This window comes from Sagittula sp., from assembly GCF_052825245.1.
The window spans coordinates 21,972-36,912 of record NZ_JBRBWD010000048.1; the positions used below are offsets into that span (position 1 = coordinate 21,972).

General features: G+C 67.8%; 15 protein-coding genes. 3 read left to right on the forward strand and 12 right to left on the reverse strand.

Going from position 1 to position 14,941, the window contains the following annotated elements; all coding sequences use genetic code 11:
* Nucleotides 1–8: 8 nt before the first annotated feature.
* Genes ACU0DV_RS20470 through ACU0DV_RS20485 form a run of 4 tightly spaced genes read right to left on the reverse strand, consistent with a single transcriptional unit; the run spans nucleotide 9 to nucleotide 3,927 of the window.
* Entirely contained in the window at nucleotides 9–851 is an 843-nt protein-coding gene (locus ACU0DV_RS20470; protein WP_446242367.1) for a sugar phosphate isomerase/epimerase family protein, read from the reverse strand.
* On the reverse strand, nucleotides 851–2,002 hold the full coding sequence (locus tag ACU0DV_RS20475) for a dihydrodipicolinate synthase family protein (RefSeq protein ID WP_446242368.1): 1,152 nt from the start codon (nucleotides 2,000–2,002) through the stop codon (nucleotides 851–853). Before ACU0DV_RS20475 ends, ACU0DV_RS20470 begins: the two co-directional genes overlap by 1 nt.
* A 12-nt stretch (nucleotides 2,003–2,014) precedes the next feature.
* Nucleotides 2,015–2,785 (reverse strand): 3-ketoacyl-ACP reductase, encoded by a 771-nt coding sequence (locus tag ACU0DV_RS20480; RefSeq protein WP_446242369.1) that lies wholly within the window; start codon nucleotides 2,783–2,785, stop codon nucleotides 2,015–2,017.
* Nucleotides 2,782–3,927 carry an acyl-CoA dehydrogenase family protein gene (locus tag ACU0DV_RS20485; protein WP_446242370.1) on the reverse strand — a complete coding sequence of 382 codons (1,146 nt, stop codon included), beginning with the start codon at nucleotides 3,925–3,927 and terminating at the stop codon, nucleotides 2,782–2,784. The genes ACU0DV_RS20480 and ACU0DV_RS20485 overlap by 4 nt, the downstream gene beginning before the upstream one ends.
* Before the next feature lie 130 nt (nucleotides 3,928–4,057).
* Between ACU0DV_RS20485 and ACU0DV_RS20490 the strand changes: the two genes are divergently transcribed.
* Together ACU0DV_RS20490 and ACU0DV_RS20495 are read left to right on the forward strand one after the other, a co-directional pair.
* Complete coding sequence (locus tag ACU0DV_RS20490) at nucleotides 4,058–5,071, forward strand: aldo/keto reductase (protein WP_100931634.1); 1,014 nt, start codon at nucleotides 4,058–4,060, stop codon at nucleotides 5,069–5,071.
* Nucleotides 5,068–5,523 carry a MaoC family dehydratase gene (locus tag ACU0DV_RS20495; RefSeq protein ID WP_446242371.1) on the forward strand — a complete coding sequence of 152 codons (456 nt, stop codon included), beginning with the start codon at nucleotides 5,068–5,070 and terminating at the stop codon, nucleotides 5,521–5,523. Before ACU0DV_RS20490 ends, ACU0DV_RS20495 begins: the two co-directional genes overlap by 4 nt.
* 21 nt (nucleotides 5,524–5,544) lie before the next feature.
* Here ACU0DV_RS20495 and ACU0DV_RS20500 read toward each other — a convergent pair whose 3' ends face one another.
* The 3 genes from ACU0DV_RS20500 to ACU0DV_RS20510 are packed head-to-tail and all read right to left on the reverse strand — an operon-like array spanning nucleotide 5,545 to nucleotide 8,222.
* Nucleotides 5,545–5,856, reverse strand: coding sequence for a Dabb family protein (locus ACU0DV_RS20500; RefSeq protein ID WP_446242372.1), 312 nt, complete (start codon nucleotides 5,854–5,856; stop codon nucleotides 5,545–5,547).
* Between the two features lie 3 nt (nucleotides 5,857–5,859).
* Nucleotides 5,860–6,645, reverse strand: coding sequence for an enoyl-CoA hydratase/isomerase family protein (locus ACU0DV_RS20505; protein ID WP_446242373.1), 786 nt, complete (start codon nucleotides 6,643–6,645; stop codon nucleotides 5,860–5,862).
* On the reverse strand, nucleotides 6,642–8,222 hold the full coding sequence (locus ACU0DV_RS20510; RefSeq protein WP_446242374.1) for an acyl CoA:acetate/3-ketoacid CoA transferase: 1,581 nt from the start codon (nucleotides 8,220–8,222) through the stop codon (nucleotides 6,642–6,644). The genes ACU0DV_RS20505 and ACU0DV_RS20510 overlap by 4 nt, the downstream gene beginning before the upstream one ends.
* Before the next feature lie 123 nt (nucleotides 8,223–8,345).
* Between ACU0DV_RS20510 and ACU0DV_RS20515 the strand changes: the two genes are divergently transcribed.
* A complete protein-coding gene (locus ACU0DV_RS20515; RefSeq protein ID WP_446242375.1) occupies nucleotides 8,346–9,164 on the forward strand; it encodes an aldo/keto reductase in 819 nt (272 codons plus the stop codon).
* A gap of 63 nt (nucleotides 9,165–9,227) precedes the next feature.
* Here the strand turns inward: ACU0DV_RS20515 and ACU0DV_RS20520 are convergent, their stop codons facing one another.
* From ACU0DV_RS20520 to ACU0DV_RS20540, 5 genes are read right to left on the reverse strand one after another with little or no spacing between them, the layout of a single operon-like run.
* Nucleotides 9,228–10,832: a GMC family oxidoreductase gene (locus ACU0DV_RS20520; protein WP_446242376.1), complete on the reverse strand. Its 1,605-nt coding sequence runs from the start codon at nucleotides 10,830–10,832 to the stop codon at nucleotides 9,228–9,230.
* A gap of 9 nt (nucleotides 10,833–10,841) precedes the next feature.
* Nucleotides 10,842–12,344: an aldehyde dehydrogenase family protein gene (locus tag ACU0DV_RS20525; RefSeq protein WP_446242377.1), complete on the reverse strand. Its 1,503-nt coding sequence runs from the start codon at nucleotides 12,342–12,344 to the stop codon at nucleotides 10,842–10,844.
* A gap of 31 nt (nucleotides 12,345–12,375) precedes the next feature.
* Nucleotides 12,376–12,945: a hypothetical protein gene (locus tag ACU0DV_RS20530; RefSeq protein WP_100931642.1), complete on the reverse strand. Its 570-nt coding sequence runs from the start codon at nucleotides 12,943–12,945 to the stop codon at nucleotides 12,376–12,378.
* A 19-nt stretch (nucleotides 12,946–12,964) separates the two neighbouring features.
* Nucleotides 12,965–13,993, reverse strand: coding sequence for a zinc-dependent alcohol dehydrogenase (locus tag ACU0DV_RS20535; RefSeq protein ID WP_446242378.1), 1,029 nt, complete (start codon nucleotides 13,991–13,993; stop codon nucleotides 12,965–12,967).
* Nucleotides 13,990–14,931 (reverse strand): ABC transporter permease, encoded by a 942-nt coding sequence (locus tag ACU0DV_RS20540; protein WP_283984116.1) that lies wholly within the window; start codon nucleotides 14,929–14,931, stop codon nucleotides 13,990–13,992. Before ACU0DV_RS20540 ends, ACU0DV_RS20535 begins: the two co-directional genes overlap by 4 nt.
* Nucleotides 14,932–14,941 lie beyond the last annotated feature (10 nt).

Here is a 14,941-nt window from a genome sequence, read left to right on the forward strand (position 1 = left end):
TATCCCCGTCAGCAGGCAGTCCGGAAACGGTCGACGATCACGTCCAGCACCTCAGCGGGCGGGCGCTTCCACCAATTGTCGGCCGAGAACACCTCGACCTCGCAGAACCCGTCATAGCCCGCCGCCTCGACCATCCGCCGCAGCGCCTTCAGATCGGCGACCCCGTCCCCCATCATCCCGCGATCCAGCAGCATGTGGCCGGTGTCCTCCAGCCAGTCGCAAAGGTGGTATCCGAAGATCTTCCCCGCCGCCCCGGACAGGACCTCGGGCAGGGTCCGGTCCCACCAGACATGGTAGACATCGACCGCGATGCCGACATGCGGCAGGTCGAGCGCCCGGCAGACCTCCAGCGCATCCCTGACGGTGAACACGCAGGTCCGGTTGCCGCCGAACATCGGGTTCAGCGGCTCCAGCGCCAGCCGCACATTGCAGGCGGCGGCATGGTCGGCATGGCGCGCGATGCGCCCGGCCAACCGCTTGCGGCTGTCCGCCAGCCCCTTTGTCCCCGGCTCGGTTCCGCCGGTCACGATGGTCAGCACCGGGGCGCCCAGCCCCGCCGCCATGTCGATGGAGGCCGTCACCTCGTCGTCGCTGCCCGCGTCCCGCCCGGTCAGGTACGGCGTGCGGCACAGCCCGGCCACCTGCATCCCGGCCGCGCGGACCCGTTCGCCGATCCGCACAGCATCGCCACCGATCTCGCGCTGCCAGAAGACGATGCCGCCAAAGCCGCGTTCGGCGCAGGCGTCGGTCACCTGCTCGGGCGACCAGCCCGCGCCCTGACCGTCGAGGATGTGGCCCAGCGTCGCCGTGTTCAGCGCCAGCGCCGAGGTATCGCGCGAGAAATCCCGCATCACGCCACGCCGTAGACCGCCAGCAGGCGCTTCATGCGGGTCACCGCCATGTCCGGGTCGCGCAGCAGCCCGCAGCGGTCGGCCTGCCGGAAGACTTCGGTGAAATACGGCAGGGGGCGCATCGCCTGCGCGCCGTTCAGCATGACGAAGTGATCCTGAAAGCCGTTCAGCCACCCAAGGAAGACCACGCCGGTCTTGTAGTACCGCGTCGGCGCGCGGAAGATCAGCCGCGCCAGCGGCACGGTCGGGTCCAGCGTGGCCCGGAAGCCCGCCGCATCCCCCTGTCCCAGAAGGTTTATCGCATGCGCCGCCGCAGGGGCCAGCGGGTCGAAGATCCCGAGCAGCGCATGCGAGAAGCCTTGGTCGTCGCCCTCGATCAGCTCGGGGTAGTTGAAATCGTCGCCGGTATACATGCGGACACCCTCGGGCAGACGGCGGCGCAGGACGACCTCCTTCTCCTTGTCCAGAAGCGAGATCTTGATGCCGTCCACCTTGGCCGCGTTGGCCTCGATGATGGCGATCACCGTGTCCAGCGCATCCTCGAACCGGTCGCTGCCCCAGTAGCCGGCAAGCTGCGGATCGAACATGTCGCCCAGCCAGTGCAGGATCGCCGGGTGATCGCAGGCCGACAGAAGCTCCGTATAAAGCCGGATGTAATCGTCGGGGCCTCGGGCGACACGCGCCATGGCGCGGCTCGCCATCAGGATCACGCGAGAGTCGAGCGCCTGGATCGCGCCGAGCTGTTCCATGTAGGCGCGCTTCACGTCGTCGAGGCCCCGCGCCCCGGGCGGGTCGAGGTGATCGGTCCCGCAACCGTTGGCGACCAGCGCATCCGGCAGCTCGGCCCGGGTGCGGCGGATCAGTTCCAGCGCGCCGGGCCAGTCGAGCCCCATGCCCCGCTGCGCGGTGTCCATCGCCTCCGCAATGCCCAGGCCCAGCCCGTGCAGGTGGTGGCGAAAGCGCATCGTTGCCGTCCAGTCCACCGCCGCCGGACCGGAGGGGTCGCTGGCGGTGAACGGATCGGCCACCACATGTGCGGCGGAATAGACCACGCGCGCCGGGTTGGCGGGCAGCGGCGTCTCGGGCATCGGCGTGCCGCTCAGGCGGTAGTCCTCAAGCGCGCCGGTCTCGTCGGGCAAGGAGATCTTCATGGGTGTGGTCCTTCAGAAGCGCGGCACCAGCATCCCGGCATCGGCCGAGATCGCCTGTCCGGTGGTGTACGGCAGCTTGCCGCTGGCGAGCGCGGCGATGATCCCGCCCATGTCCCCGGGCTGGCCGACGCGCGGAAAGAGGGTCAGGCCCGCCTGCGCGCGCGCTTCGTACTGCGCGATCACGGGGGCGGTCATTTCCGTGGCGATGAGGCCGGGCTGCACGTCGTAGACCGCGATATTCTCGCGCCCCAGCCGCACCGCCCAGACCTTCGACGACATGGCGGCGGCGGCTTTCGAGACGCAGTATTCCGCGCGCGGCTCCGCCACGGCGACGGCGTTGGACGAGGTGACGTTGACCACCGCGTGAAACAGCGCCGGATCGCGGTCGCGCGCCAGAAGACGCCGGGCAAATGCCGCGGTCAGGAAGAACGGTGCCTTGGCGTTGATCGCAAGGCAGCGGTCGTAGCTGTCCTCGGTGACATCCAGCGGATCGCCCCGCTGCATCACGCCCACCCCGGCGTTGTTGACCAGCGTCGTCAGCGGGCCGAGCGCCGCCTCCACCCGGTCCAGCGCCGCATCATGCGCGTCAAGGTCGGCGACGTCGAAGGGCGCGGCCACGACCGCGACGCCCTCCGCCTGCACCGTTCTGACGGCGGCCTGCAACTCGTCGTCGTCGAAAGGGCCGTTGAGCGCGATGGCAAAACCCTCGCGCGCCAGCGCCACCGCGGCGGCAAGCCCGATGCCCCGGCTCGACCCGGTGATCAGCGCGACCTGTCCGCTCATGCCGCGGCCCCCTTGGCCAGCAGTTCACGGGCGATGATCATCCGCTGGATCTGGTTCGTGCCCTCGTAGATCTGCGTAATCTTGGCGTCGCGATACAGCCGCTCCACCTCGAACCCGCGGATGTAGCCCGAGCCGCCGAAGACCTGCACCGCATCTGCCGTGCGCGCCACGGCCATGTCCCCGGCAAAGCACTTCGCCATCGAACAATAGCGCGTGGCATCCGCTCCGGTGTCGATCTTGTAGGCGGCATTCAGCACGAGAAGGCGCGCCGCCTCCACGTCCTTGGCGATGTCCGCCAGAAGCCACTGGACCCCCTGGAACTCCGCGATGGCCTTCTTGAACTGCTTGCGCTGCGCGGCGTAGTCCACCGCCGCCTCGAGCCCCGCCTGACCGATCCCAACGGCCAGCGCGGCAATCCCAACGCGACCCTTGTCGAGCACGCTCATCATCATGTGGAAGCCGCGTCCCTCGACGCCCAGCAAGGCCTCTGCCGGCAGCCGGACGTTGTCGAAATTCAGCGCGCCCACCTGGCTGGCCCGCTGGCCCATCTTGTGTTCCTTCGGCCCGCGCGACACGCCCTCGGCATGCAGGTCGACGATGAAGATCGACATGCCGCGGTGCCCGGCCTCCGGATCGGTCCGCGCAAGGACAAAGCCCACGTCCGCCACCGGCGCGTTGTGGATCCAGATCTTGCCGCCGTTCAGCACCCAGCCGTCGCCGTCCTTTACGGCGGTCGAGCGGATGCCGGACACGTCGGTCCCCGCCTCGGCTTCGGTGATGCAGTAGGCGCCCCGCTTCTGCGCCGTCAGAAGCGGGCCCAGCCACCGGGCGCGCTGCGCATCGGTGCCGTGCTGTACCAGCAGCGTCGAAAGCAGCTCCACCAGCCCGCATTGATCGGCGACGCTGGCATAACCGCGCGACAACTCCTCCATCACCAGCGCATAGGTCACCGTGTCGAATCCCGGTCCGCCCATCTCTTCCGGCACGCTGATGCCGAACAGGCCGAGCTCCGCCATCTGGTCGTAGATCTCGGCGGGAAAGCGTTCCTCGTCGTCCAGCGCCTCCGCCGCGGGGCGAATGACGTCCTGCGCAAATTGCCGGGTCATGTCGCGCACCTGAACGTGCATGTCTGTCAGAAACATCTCGCCTCCCGCAGTAACTATATGGTTACTTTTAGGCAGGCGCGGCAGTTTGGTCAAGTCCCTCATGAGGGTTGATTTGCCGCCGCCGATCTGCGCTATATAACCATACAGTTACTTATGGGAGGACGGCATGAAACCCGATGAGAAGGTGAAATTCGGACGCGTCGATCTGGAGGTGACCCCCTTCGGATTCGGCACTGCCCCGATCGGCAACATCTTTCGCGAGATCGACGAGGACACCTCGGACGCGATGATCCGGGAGGCTTGGGATCAGGGCGTGCGCTACTTCGACACCGCGCCGATGTACGGCCACGGGCTGGCCGAACTGCGCACCGGCCACGGGCTGCGCTGGAAGGACCGCGACGATTTCGTGCTGTCCTCGAAGGTCGGGCGCATCCTGAAACCGGCGCGGAAGGCCGACATCGACTACGCGCCATGGACCAACGCCGGGCGCTTCACGATGCACTTCGACTACAGCTACGACGGCACCATGCGCAGCTTCGAGGACAGCCTGCAGCGGCTGAACCTCGAACGCATGGACATCTGCTTCATCCACGACATCGACGTCTTCACCCGCGGGACCGAGCAGCCGGAAGTGTTCAGACAGGCGATGGACGGCGCGTGGAAGGCGCTGTCGGAGCTGCGCGACCAGGGTGTGGTCAAGGCCATCGGCGTCGGCGTCAACGAGTGGGAAGTCTGCCACGCCGCCCTGCAACAGCGCGACTTCGACTGCTTCCTGCTGGCCGGGCGCTACACCCTGCTGGAACAGGAGTCGCTCAACGAGTTCCTGCCGCTCTGCGAGGAACGCGGTGCGGCTGTCGTGGTCGGCGGCGGATTCAACTCCGGCATCCTCGCAACCGGGGCGAAGGAGGGCGCAAAGTACAACTACGCGCCCGCCCCGGCAGAGATCATGGACCGCGTCCGCCGGATCGAGGCGGTCTGCGCCGACTACGACGTGCCCCTGCCCGCCGCCGCGCTGCAGTTCGTCGTGGCGCACCCCGCGGTGCCGACCTTCATGGCAGGCACGCGGACGGTTGAGCAGTTGCAGCAGAACCTCGCTTGGTTCAGCCACCCGATCCCCGATGCGTTCTGGGCGGACCTGAAGGCCAAGGGGCTGCTGCGAGAAGACGCCCCCACACCATGAGCGGCAGGACACTCGGGCCGGGCCGGTATGGCCTGGCCGACCTCCGTACCGGCGACGTGATCGAAACCGGGCAATGCGCGGTGACACCTGCGCTGATCGACGCCTTCGCCGCCATGACCGGCGACCGGTTCGAGATCCACATGGACCGCGACGCCGCCCTGCGCCACAGGTTCCGCGACCGGGTGGCGCACGGGCTGTTGGTGCTGTCTCTGGTCGATGGGCTGAAGAACCAGGCCCCGGCGCAGTTCGCGGCGCTGGCCTCGCTCGGCTGGGACTGGAGCTTTGCCGCCCCGGTCCTCGCCGGGGACAGCATCGCCGCAACGATCACCGTCACCGGCCTGCGCGCCACCTCTGACGGGAAGCGCGCGGTCGCCACTCTGGACTTCGAGGTGACGAACCAGCGCGGCGAAACCGTGCAACGCGGGGTGAACCGGCTGATGATCTACGCCTGACCGCCCCCGACAAGGGGCGCGTCAGAGCTCGATATCACAGACGAAGACACCCTCCGCGCCACCTTCGACACAGGCGACGATATCGGCGCCGATGGCCTGATGCACCTCGTCGACAAGGTAGGCGTCACGCACCTCCGCATCGCGGAAATCGAACCAGAACATGTCGAGGAAACCGCGCACCAGCGGCGTCTCGACCGAGACGTTCTGCCGGTGTTGGAAATCCTCGATGCCGTCGATCCGGTCGGCCAGCCCGTCCAGCCGGTCGTACAGCGCCTGTTTCGTCGCCGCGTCCACGTCCCCGCGGAACCGCAGGTGCACAAGATGTCGGATCATCGTTCACTCTCCCCTGCCGCCGAAATCCGGCGGTCGTTTCTCCCTGAAGGCCGCGACGCCCTCCTGCAACTCTTCGCTGGCCGCCGCGATCCGCCCGGCGAGGGAGTCGAGGACACGCTCCCGCTCCTCGCCCTCGGCGGCATTGATCAGCATCTTGGTCAACTCGGTCGCCAGCGGCCCGCGTTTCAACAGCGTCTGCGCCACATCGCGGGCCGCCACAAGGCTCTCCCCCTGCGGCACCACCCGGTCGGCCAGACCCGCGCGTAGGGCCTCTTCCGCCGACAACACCTCTCCGAACAGTGCCATGCGGCGGACCACCTGCGCGCCAAAGCGGCGCACGGCGCGTTGCGTTCCCGACCACCCCGCGATGATCCCCAGCCCGGTCTCCGGCTGGCCGAAGCGCACATGGTCCTCGGCGATTCGGTAGTCGGCGCAGGCGGCCAGCTCCAGCCCGCCGCCCAGCACCGGGCCGTTCAGCGCGGCGATCACCGGCTGCCGCAGCCGGGCCAGACGGTCGAGGACCGCGTGGCCGTCGCGCACCCAGTGGCGCCCGAACGCGGCGGGGCCTTCCGCGCTCCACGCGGCAATGTCGCCCCCGGCACAGAAGCTGCACCCGCTGCCTGTCAGGATCAGGACGCCAATGTCCTCGCGCCGCTCGACCTGCCGGCAAAGATCGGCAAGCGCTTCCATCATCGCCGCGTCGAGCGCATTGCGCTTGTCCTCGCGCGTCAGGCGCAGCACGCCGATCCCGCCCCCGGCTTCCAGCGAAAGATGCTGCCAGCCGGTCATGCCCGGGCAAGCTCCAGCGCCATCGGCCCCGGCTGGAAGAGACCCGCGTCCATGGTCTTCAGATCGTTGGCAACCCGCAGTTCCGTGGCCGCCTGATCCAGGATGTCCTGCTGCACGTCCAGCCCCGGCGCCACCTCCGTCACGACCAGCGCGCCCTCGACCAGCCGGATCACGCAGCGTTCCGTCACGTAGGTCACGTCCTGACCCAGCTCCCGCGCCCGCGCGCCCGAAAAGGACACCTGGTCGACCGCATCGACGAACTTCGCGACCTTGCCCTCGCTGTCGATCACCAGTTGCCCGTCCTCCACCCGCATCTTCGCCCCGGCGTTGAAATTGCCGGAGAACACGATCTTGCTGGCGCGCGCCGTAATGTCGACGAATCCCCCGGCCCCGGCGGTGCGATGCGGCACGCCGCGCAGCCGCGAGACGTTGACCGACCCGTCCCGCCCGACCTCGAGGAAGGACAGCAGCGAAGCATCGAATCCCCCCGCCTGGAAATAAGTGAACTGGTGCGGCGAGGCGACGAAGGCCTCCGCGTTGGCGGCGCAGCCGAACTTGAAGTCCAAGAGCGGCACGCCGCCCACCGCGCCCTGCTCGATCATCCAGGTGACCGCGCCGTGCAACCCCTCCTCGACAAGGATTCGCGGCACGTTGGCCGAGATGCCGAAGCCGATGTTCACCGCCCAGCCTTCTCGCAACTCCTGCGCCACGCGGCGGGCGATGACCTTGCCGACGTTGAACTCCGCCGGGCGGAACGTGTGCAGCGGGCGGATCAACTCGCCAGAGATGGCGGGGTCGTAGTCGGTCGCGGTGGTCTGCAACTGTTCGGGCGCCTCGACGACCACGTCCACCAGGATGCCCGGCACGCGCACGTCATGCGGCCGGATGGAGCCGTTCTGCGCTACCCTCTTGACCTGTGCGATGACCAGCCCGCCTGAGTTGCGCGCGGCCAGCGCCAGCTCCATCGCGCCGAGGTAGGCGCCCTCCTGTTCGAAGCTCAGGTTGCCGCGCTCGTCCGCCGTGGTGGCGCGGATGATCGCCACATCCGGCCGGATCGCCGGGAAATAAAGCCAGTCCTCGCCCTCGAACTCCCGGTGGAAGACCAGCGGTTCGGCCCGCGCGGCGTCGTTCATCGCGCAGCCTTCCAGATCGGGATCGACGAAGGTCTGCAGCCCCACCTTGGTCAGCACGCCGGGCCGCTTGGCCGCCCCCTCGCGCAGCATGTCGAAGACGATGCCCGAGGGCACGTTGTAGGCCTTCACCTGCCCGGCGGTGATCATCTGCCAGATCTTCGGCGGCTCCGCCTTCGTCGGGCCCGAGGGGTAGGACCCGCCGATGATCTTCGTCAGCATCCCCGGCTTGGCGATGTGATCCACACCCGGCGTGCCGAACATGTCCCCGGCCGCGATCGGATGAACCGAGGTCAGGTTGCGCGGCGATCCCGTCGCGTCGAACCGCGCGCCAAGCGCGGCCAGCACGGCGTCAGGACAGCACAGCCCGCTCGACGCGTTCACGGCGACGATCGCACCATCCCCGATCCGGCGGACGGCCTCCTCTGCGGTCGCGGTCTTGGACATATCCGGTTGCCTCTTAGTAACTAACTGGTTATTTGTAATATGCCGCCAAGTCGTGCCACGATCAAGCCCGATATTGCCGCCCGTCACGCGGATCACGCGGCCCATTCACAGGGAGAGCCAACCGTGACCATCTATTTCGAAAAGACCTATCAACGCTCGTTCGGCACGTTTCCCCTGACGGGACAGGAACTGCACGATGCCGTTCTCGCCGCCGCCGAGGTGGGCTATCGCGCCTTCGACACCGCTCAGATGTACGGCAACGAAGCCGACACCGGCGCGGCCCTCAGGGCCACCGGCCTCGGGCGTGACGAGCTGTGCATCACCACCAAGGTCGACATCGCCAATTTCAGCGAAAAGGCGTTCCTGCCCTCGGTCGAGGAGAGCCTGAAGAAGCTGATGATCGACCAGGCGGATGTGCTGCTCCTGCACTGGCCGACGCCGGGCGGCGATATCCGCCTGTCGCTGGAGCTGCTGCAACAGGCGCACGACCGGGGGCTGGCCCGGCACATCGGGGTGTCGAACTACACCGCCCAGATGATGCACGACGCCCGCGCCATCGTGGACGCGCCACTGGTCACCAACCAGGTCGAATTCCACCCGCTGCTCAACCAGGACAAGCTGCTGGCCGCCGCGACCGAGACAGGCATCCCACTTGCTTCCTACTGCTCCGTGGCGCGAGGCGAGGTGTTCAAACACGCGATCTTCGGCGAGATCGGCGAAACCTACGGCAAGAGCGCCGCGCAGGTCGTGCTGCGCTGGATCCTTCAGAAGGGTGTCAGCATCAACACCATGTCGAAAAAGCCCGCCAACATCGCCGCGAACTTCGACGTGATGGACTTCACCCTCTCGTCCATCGACATGGCGCGGATCGAGGAGATGACCCGCACCGGCTACCGGATCGTCGGCAAGGACCTCGTGCCCTACGCACCCGATTTCGACTGAGGCGCGGACGCAACGGAAAAGGGGGCGGCGCTCAGGCCGCCCCAGGTCCGACAGGGAAGTGCGTCAGCGGTTTCCCCGCACCAGATCGGCGGCCTTCTCGCCGATCATGATGGTGGGGGCATTGGTGTTGGACCCGATCAGGCTCGGCATGGCCGAGCTGTCGCAGATCCGCAGGCCGTCCACGCCGCGCACCCTGAGCTGCGGATCGACAACCGCCATGGGATCGTTCTCCGGCCCCATCTTGCAGGTGCAGGTCGGGTGGTAGGACGTGCGCCCGAACTGGCGGGCATAGGCTTCGTATTCGGCCTGCGTCCTGACACTGTCGTCGGGAAAGCAGATCCTGCGGAAATGTTTCTGCAGCGCCGCCTGTTCAAAGATCTCGCGGCTGATCTTCACCCCCTCCACCGAGGTCTTCAGATCCTCCGGGTCGCCCAGGAAATTCGGATCGACCACGGGCAGCGCCGCAGGGTCGGAGGACCGCAGCCGCACCGTCCCGCGCGACCTGGGGCGCACCGCGTAGCTGTTCAGCGTGACGCCCGACGACCCCTTCGGGACCGAAGGCACCCCCGCCTCCGCCCCCGCGCCCGCAAGGAAATGGAACTGCAGGTCGGGGATCGGCAGGGAGCGGTCGGCATACCAGAACGCCCCGCCCTCCACCACGTTCGACGTGACCGGCCCGGACCCGAACAGCAGGTATTGCGCCCCGGCCCAGGCCATCCAGTGCGGCTTGTTGTACTTGTCGAGGCTCTGGTGCCCGTTCAGCTCCGCCACGATGTCGATGCCGAAATGGTCGGTCAGGTTCTCGCCCACGCCGGGCAGGTCGGCCACCACGTCGATGCCATGCTCCCGCAGGTGCGCCGCCGGTCCCATCCCCGACAGCATCATCAGCCGCGGCGATCCGATGGCCCCGGCAGTCAGCAGCACCTCCGATGCGGCGCGCGCCGTCGTCCGCGTCCCCTTCTGCGCATAGTCGACGCCAACCGCGCGGCCCCGCTCCACCACGATCCGGTGCACCAGACACCCGGTCCGGACGGTCAGGTTGGGCCGCTTCATCGCCGGGCGCAGATACCCCACCGCCGCCGAACAGCGCCGGCCGTTCTTCGTGGTGGTCTGGTAGATGCCCGAACCTTCCTGCACCGCGCCGTTGAAATCCGGGTTGTAGGGAATGCCGCGCTGCTGGCAGGCCTGCAGGAAGGCGCGCGTCATCGGCTGCGGCTCCTTCAGGTTCGACACGCCCAGCTCGCCCTCCGTCCCGTGCCACTCCCCGGCCAGGAAGGTGTTGCCCTCGGAGCGCAGGAAGTAGCGTTTCACCTCGGCAAAGGACCAGCCTTCGCAGCCTTCCTCGTTGGCCCAGCGGTCGTAGTCGGCGGGATGGCCGCGGGTGAACACCTCGGCATTGATCGACGAGCCGCCGCCGATCACCCGCGCCTGCGCATAGGGGATCTCGCGATTGTTGGCGTGCTTCTGCGGCGCCGTCACCATCCCCCAGGTAAGCGGCCCGGTGGTCATCTTGGCAAAGCCCACCGGCATGTGGATCAGCGGATGCGTGTCCTTGCCCCCGGCCTCCAGCAGCAGGACCCGGGCGGAGGCGTCCTCGGTCAGCCGGTTGGCCAGCACGCAACCCGACGACCCGCCGCCCACGATGATGTAGTCATACTCCTCCGACATGATCCCCCCTCACGCGATCCAGGGCGTGCGTTTCCCGATCTCGACATGCACCGACTTGACCTGGGTGTATTCCTCGACCCCGTACATGCCCGCCTCCCGGCCCCAGCCGGACTGCTTGAACCCGCCTAGCGGCAGCTCCGGCCCGCCGGCCAGCGTGGTGTTCACCCAGAAACGACCCGCCTGCACCCGGCGTGTGACCATCAGTGCCTTGTCGATGTTCTTTGTCCAGACGCTCGCCGCAAGCCCGTAGTCGGTGTCGTTGGCCATGGCGATCGCCTCCTCGACCGTGTCGAAGGGCATGACCGTCAGAACCGGGCCAAAGATCTCCTCCCGCGCGATAGCCATGTCGGCGGTCACGTCGCCGAAGACCGTCGGCGCGATGTACTGGCCGCGCCCGAAATCCAGCGCCGTGCCGCCGCAGATCAGCCGCGCACCCTCCGCCTGCCCCTTCGCGATGTAGGACAGGATCGTGGCGTTCTGGGCATCGGTGGTGATCGCGCCGATCTGGGTCGCCTCGTCCAGCGGATCGCCGACCACCGCCCGGGACAGCATGTCCCGCACCTTCTGCGCGAATGCGTCCGCGACAGGGCGTTCGACGATCAGCCGCGACCCGGACACGCAGCATTGCCCGGTGTTGAAGGCGATGCCGAAGGCCACCCCGTCCGCCGCGTCATCAAGATCGGCGTCGGCAAAGACGATCTGCGGGTTCTTCCCGCCCAGCTCCAGCCCCAGCTTCTTGAAGTTCGACCGGCCCGCCGCCTCGACCACGCGCCGCCCCACGGCGGTCGACCCGGTGAAGGACAGCATGTCGACCTTCGGATGCTCGATCAGCGCCTGCCCGATGGTGGACCCCGATCCGGTGACCACGTTCATGCAGCCGTCGGGCAGACCCGCCTCCGTCAGGATTTCCGCAAGGATCAGCGTCGTGGCGCTCGTCACCTCCGAAGGCTTCGCAACGATGGTGCAGCCGGAGGCCAGCACATAGGGCACCCGCTCGCACAGGATGAGGAAGGGGAAGTTCCACGGCGTGATGATCCCCACCACCCCCACCGGCTCGCGCGTGACAAGGCCCAGCATCCCGTCGCCGAGGTTGTTGAAGCTGTCGCCGTGCAGGCTCCGCGCAAGGCCAGAGGCATAGTCGAACATGTCCGCGCAGCCCGCCACCTCGCCGCGCGCCTGGCTGATCGGCTTGCCGTTCTCCAGCGTTTCGAAATAGGCGATCTCCTCGGCGCGTTCGCGGATCAGCGCCCCGGCCTTCAGCAGCACGGCGGCCCGCGCCTGCCCGCCAAGGCCCGACCACCGCCGGTCGTCGAAGGCGGCGCGCGCCGCATCGACTGCCATGTCGAGATCCCCGGTCGTGCATTTCGGAATCCGGGTCACCGGCACGTCATGCCCGGGCGAGCGGCGCTCGAACACCTCGCGGGGTCCGGCGGGCACAAAGGCGCCGTCGACGAAAAAGCCGAACGCGCGCGGTTCGGACGGCAGCGAAAGCCGTGTGCTGCTGGTATCCATCTGTCTCTCCTGATGTGGGGTCGGGCGCGGCTCAGCTGCGCCTGTCCAATGCGTGCCGCCAGTCGTTCCACCCGCCATCGACAGAGGACGGCGCGGCGTGCCAATGCGGCATGGCCTCTCCGGTGGCCGGGTCGCGGGCGGGAATGGGCAGCATCATGATCCGCTTGCAGGCGTGGACGTAATCCTCCTGCGTCAGGAACTGCTCCTGGATGTCGTCCCAGTCGCGCCCGTCGGGATAGCCGCCGCACATGTGGATGTTCTCGGACTGGGCCGTCATCTCGTGGCTGACGCCCGCCGGCATGACGATCACGTCCCCCGCCTCGATCCGGACCTTTGTCCATCCGCCCTCGCCCACGGACAGCGAGAACTCCATCCAGCCCTGCGCACAGCCAAGGCATTCGTGCGTGGTCGAATGGAAATGCGCGTATTCGTAGATGCCGGGGTAATCCCAGTTGTTCGACCAGCCGTTGCTGCGGAACCGTTCCTTCAGCGCCTCTGCCCCGCCGCCCGGCACCGCGCCGCGATGCACCAGAAGCGGAAAGCGGCTGTTGGGGATCAGCCCCTGCGGCTGCGAGGTATAGGCTTCGGTGGTGATGGCCATGTCCGTGTCTCCTCCTGCATCATTCACTCATCACGATCTGGGTCTTCAGGTCCCCGGGCCGGTCGCCGAGCGTGTCGAACGCCGCCTGTATGTCGTCGAGGGCAAAGCTGGCGCGGGTGAAGGGTTCGGTCTTCAGCCGCCCGTGCACCAGCAGCGTCAGCGCGTCGTGCATGTCCTGACCCATTCCCGCGACCGACCCCTTGACCGAATTCTCCTGCAGGATCGTGTCGAGGATCGGCAGCGCCAGCGTCTCGTCCGGGCCGGTCAGCCCGAAGGCGGCAAGGTGCCCGCCCCGGCGCACCAGCCGCAGGGCGGCGGCGTATAGCGCCGGGTTGCCCACGCTCTCGATCACCAGGTCGGCGCCCCGCCCGTCGGTCGCCTCCATCACCGCCTGCCTCAACTGCCCCGGATCGGACACACCGATGTCCGCGCCGCAGTCCAGCGCCATGCGCACGCGGTCCGGGGACAGGTCAGTGACGATGATCGGAGCGACCCCGATGGTCCGCAGAAGCTGGACATGCAGGTTGCCGATCGGCCCCGCGCCGATCACCAGCGCCGACTGCCCGAAGGTCACCTGCGCCTTGCGCGCCGCGCGCACCACGCAGGACAGCGGCTCGGTCAGGGCCAGCACCTCGAAGGGCACATGCTCCGGCGCGGGGATCACCAGACGCGCGGGCACCGTCATGTAGTCGGCAAAGGCGCCGTCCACCGTGATGCCCATCTGCTGCATCCCGGGGCAGTTCAGGATCTCGTTGCGGCGGCACCAGTAGCAGCGCCCGCAGCCGATGTTCATGTCGACCACGGCCTTCGTCCCGACCTCCGGCCCATCGACCCCCGCCCCCAGCGCCGCGACGGTGCCGGTGAACTCGTGCCCCGGCACCATGGGCAGGCTCTCTGCCGCGTAATGGCCGTTGAAGATGTGCAGGTCGGTGCCGCAGATGCCGACCCGCGCGATCCGGATCAGGATCTCGCCGCGCCCGGGTTTCGGGATCGGCCGCTCCTCGATCTCGAACCGCCCGGGTTCCTTCAGCACTGCCGCACGCATCATTTCACGATCCTCATCTTCGACCGGTCGATGGTCATCGCGATGGCAGCGATCAGGATGATGCCGAAGATCATCTGCTGCATGGTCGCATCCACCTCGAGGTAGACCATGGCCGAGCGTATCACGACAACGATCAATGTCCCGACCAGAGTGTTGATGACCCCGCCGACCCCGCCGGTCAGCGGCGTGCCCCCGACCAGCACCGCCACGATGGCGAGGATCAGGAACCCGTTCGCCAGGTTCGCGTCGCCCCCCGACAGCTTGACCGAGAACATCAGCCCGGCAATCGCGGCAAAGGTGCCCGACAGCGCAAAGGCGAGGATCTTGATCCGGTCGACCTTCAGGCCCGAGGCCACGGCGGCCAGCTCCCCTGCCCCCACCGCCTTCAGCGCGCGGCCAAAGGTGGTGCGGGTCTGCAGGAACCACGCCACCGCCAGCAGCACGCCCGCGATGATCAGCTCGTGCGGGACGCCCGCGGTGTTGCCGAACATCCAGCCAAAGCTCGCGTCCCGTATCTCCGCATCCATCGACAGCGCGCGTTCGCCCGACAGGTAGCGCGCGCCGGAAAGCGCGATGAACCCCATGGCCAGCGTCGCAACGAAGGAGGGCACGAACTGCCGCGTGGTGATCCAGCCCGACAGCGCGCCGATGCCGAAGCCCGCCACGATACAGACCACGGCGACCAGCACCCCGAACTGGGCCAGGTAGACGGTCGCCACCACAGTCACGAGGTTCGCCACCTGCTGCACCGACAGGTCGATCCCGCCGATGTAAATCGCGAAGGTCATCCCCAGCGCCATGATGAACAGCGGCACGATATCGGCCACCAGCGCCACCATGCCCGACGGGTTGAAGAAGGCCGGGTTGACCGCGCCGACCAGGATCACCAGCACCGCCAGCGTGAACCACGGGAACCAGGGTTTCAGTTTCTCCAGTGACATGCCGTCCCCC

Coding starts and splice junctions, on each gene's coding strand:
- ACU0DV_RS20470 (WP_446242367.1), bottom strand. CDS start 851: ATGCGGGATTTCTCGCGCGATACCTCGGCGCTGGCGCTGAACACGGCG.
- ACU0DV_RS20475 (WP_446242368.1), bottom strand. CDS start 2,002: ATGAAGATCTCCTTGCCCGACGAGACCGGCGCGCTTGAGGACTACCGC.
- ACU0DV_RS20480 (WP_446242369.1), bottom strand. CDS start 2,785: ATGAGCGGACAGGTCGCGCTGATCACCGGGTCGAGCCGGGGCATCGGG.
- ACU0DV_RS20485 (WP_446242370.1), bottom strand. CDS start 3,927: ATGTTTCTGACAGACATGCACGTTCAGGTGCGCGACATGACCCGGCAA.
- ACU0DV_RS20490 (WP_100931634.1), top strand. CDS start 4,058: ATGAAACCCGATGAGAAGGTGAAATTCGGACGCGTCGATCTGGAGGTG.
- ACU0DV_RS20495 (WP_446242371.1), top strand. CDS start 5,068: ATGAGCGGCAGGACACTCGGGCCGGGCCGGTATGGCCTGGCCGACCTC.
- ACU0DV_RS20500 (WP_446242372.1), bottom strand. CDS start 5,856: ATGATCCGACATCTTGTGCACCTGCGGTTCCGCGGGGACGTGGACGCG.
- ACU0DV_RS20505 (WP_446242373.1), bottom strand. CDS start 6,645: ATGACCGGCTGGCAGCATCTTTCGCTGGAAGCCGGGGGCGGGATCGGC.
- ACU0DV_RS20510 (WP_446242374.1), bottom strand. CDS start 8,222: ATGTCCAAGACCGCGACCGCAGAGGAGGCCGTCCGCCGGATCGGGGAT.
- ACU0DV_RS20520 (WP_446242376.1), bottom strand. CDS start 10,832: ATGTCGGAGGAGTATGACTACATCATCGTGGGCGGCGGGTCGTCGGGT.
- ACU0DV_RS20525 (WP_446242377.1), bottom strand. CDS start 12,344: ATGGATACCAGCAGCACACGGCTTTCGCTGCCGTCCGAACCGCGCGCG.
- ACU0DV_RS20530 (WP_100931642.1), bottom strand. CDS start 12,945: ATGGCCATCACCACCGAAGCCTATACCTCGCAGCCGCAGGGGCTGATC.
- ACU0DV_RS20535 (WP_446242378.1), bottom strand. CDS start 13,993: ATGATGCGTGCGGCAGTGCTGAAGGAACCCGGGCGGTTCGAGATCGAG.
- ACU0DV_RS20540 (WP_283984116.1), bottom strand. CDS start 14,931: ATGTCACTGGAGAAACTGAAACCCTGGTTCCCGTGGTTCACGCTGGCG.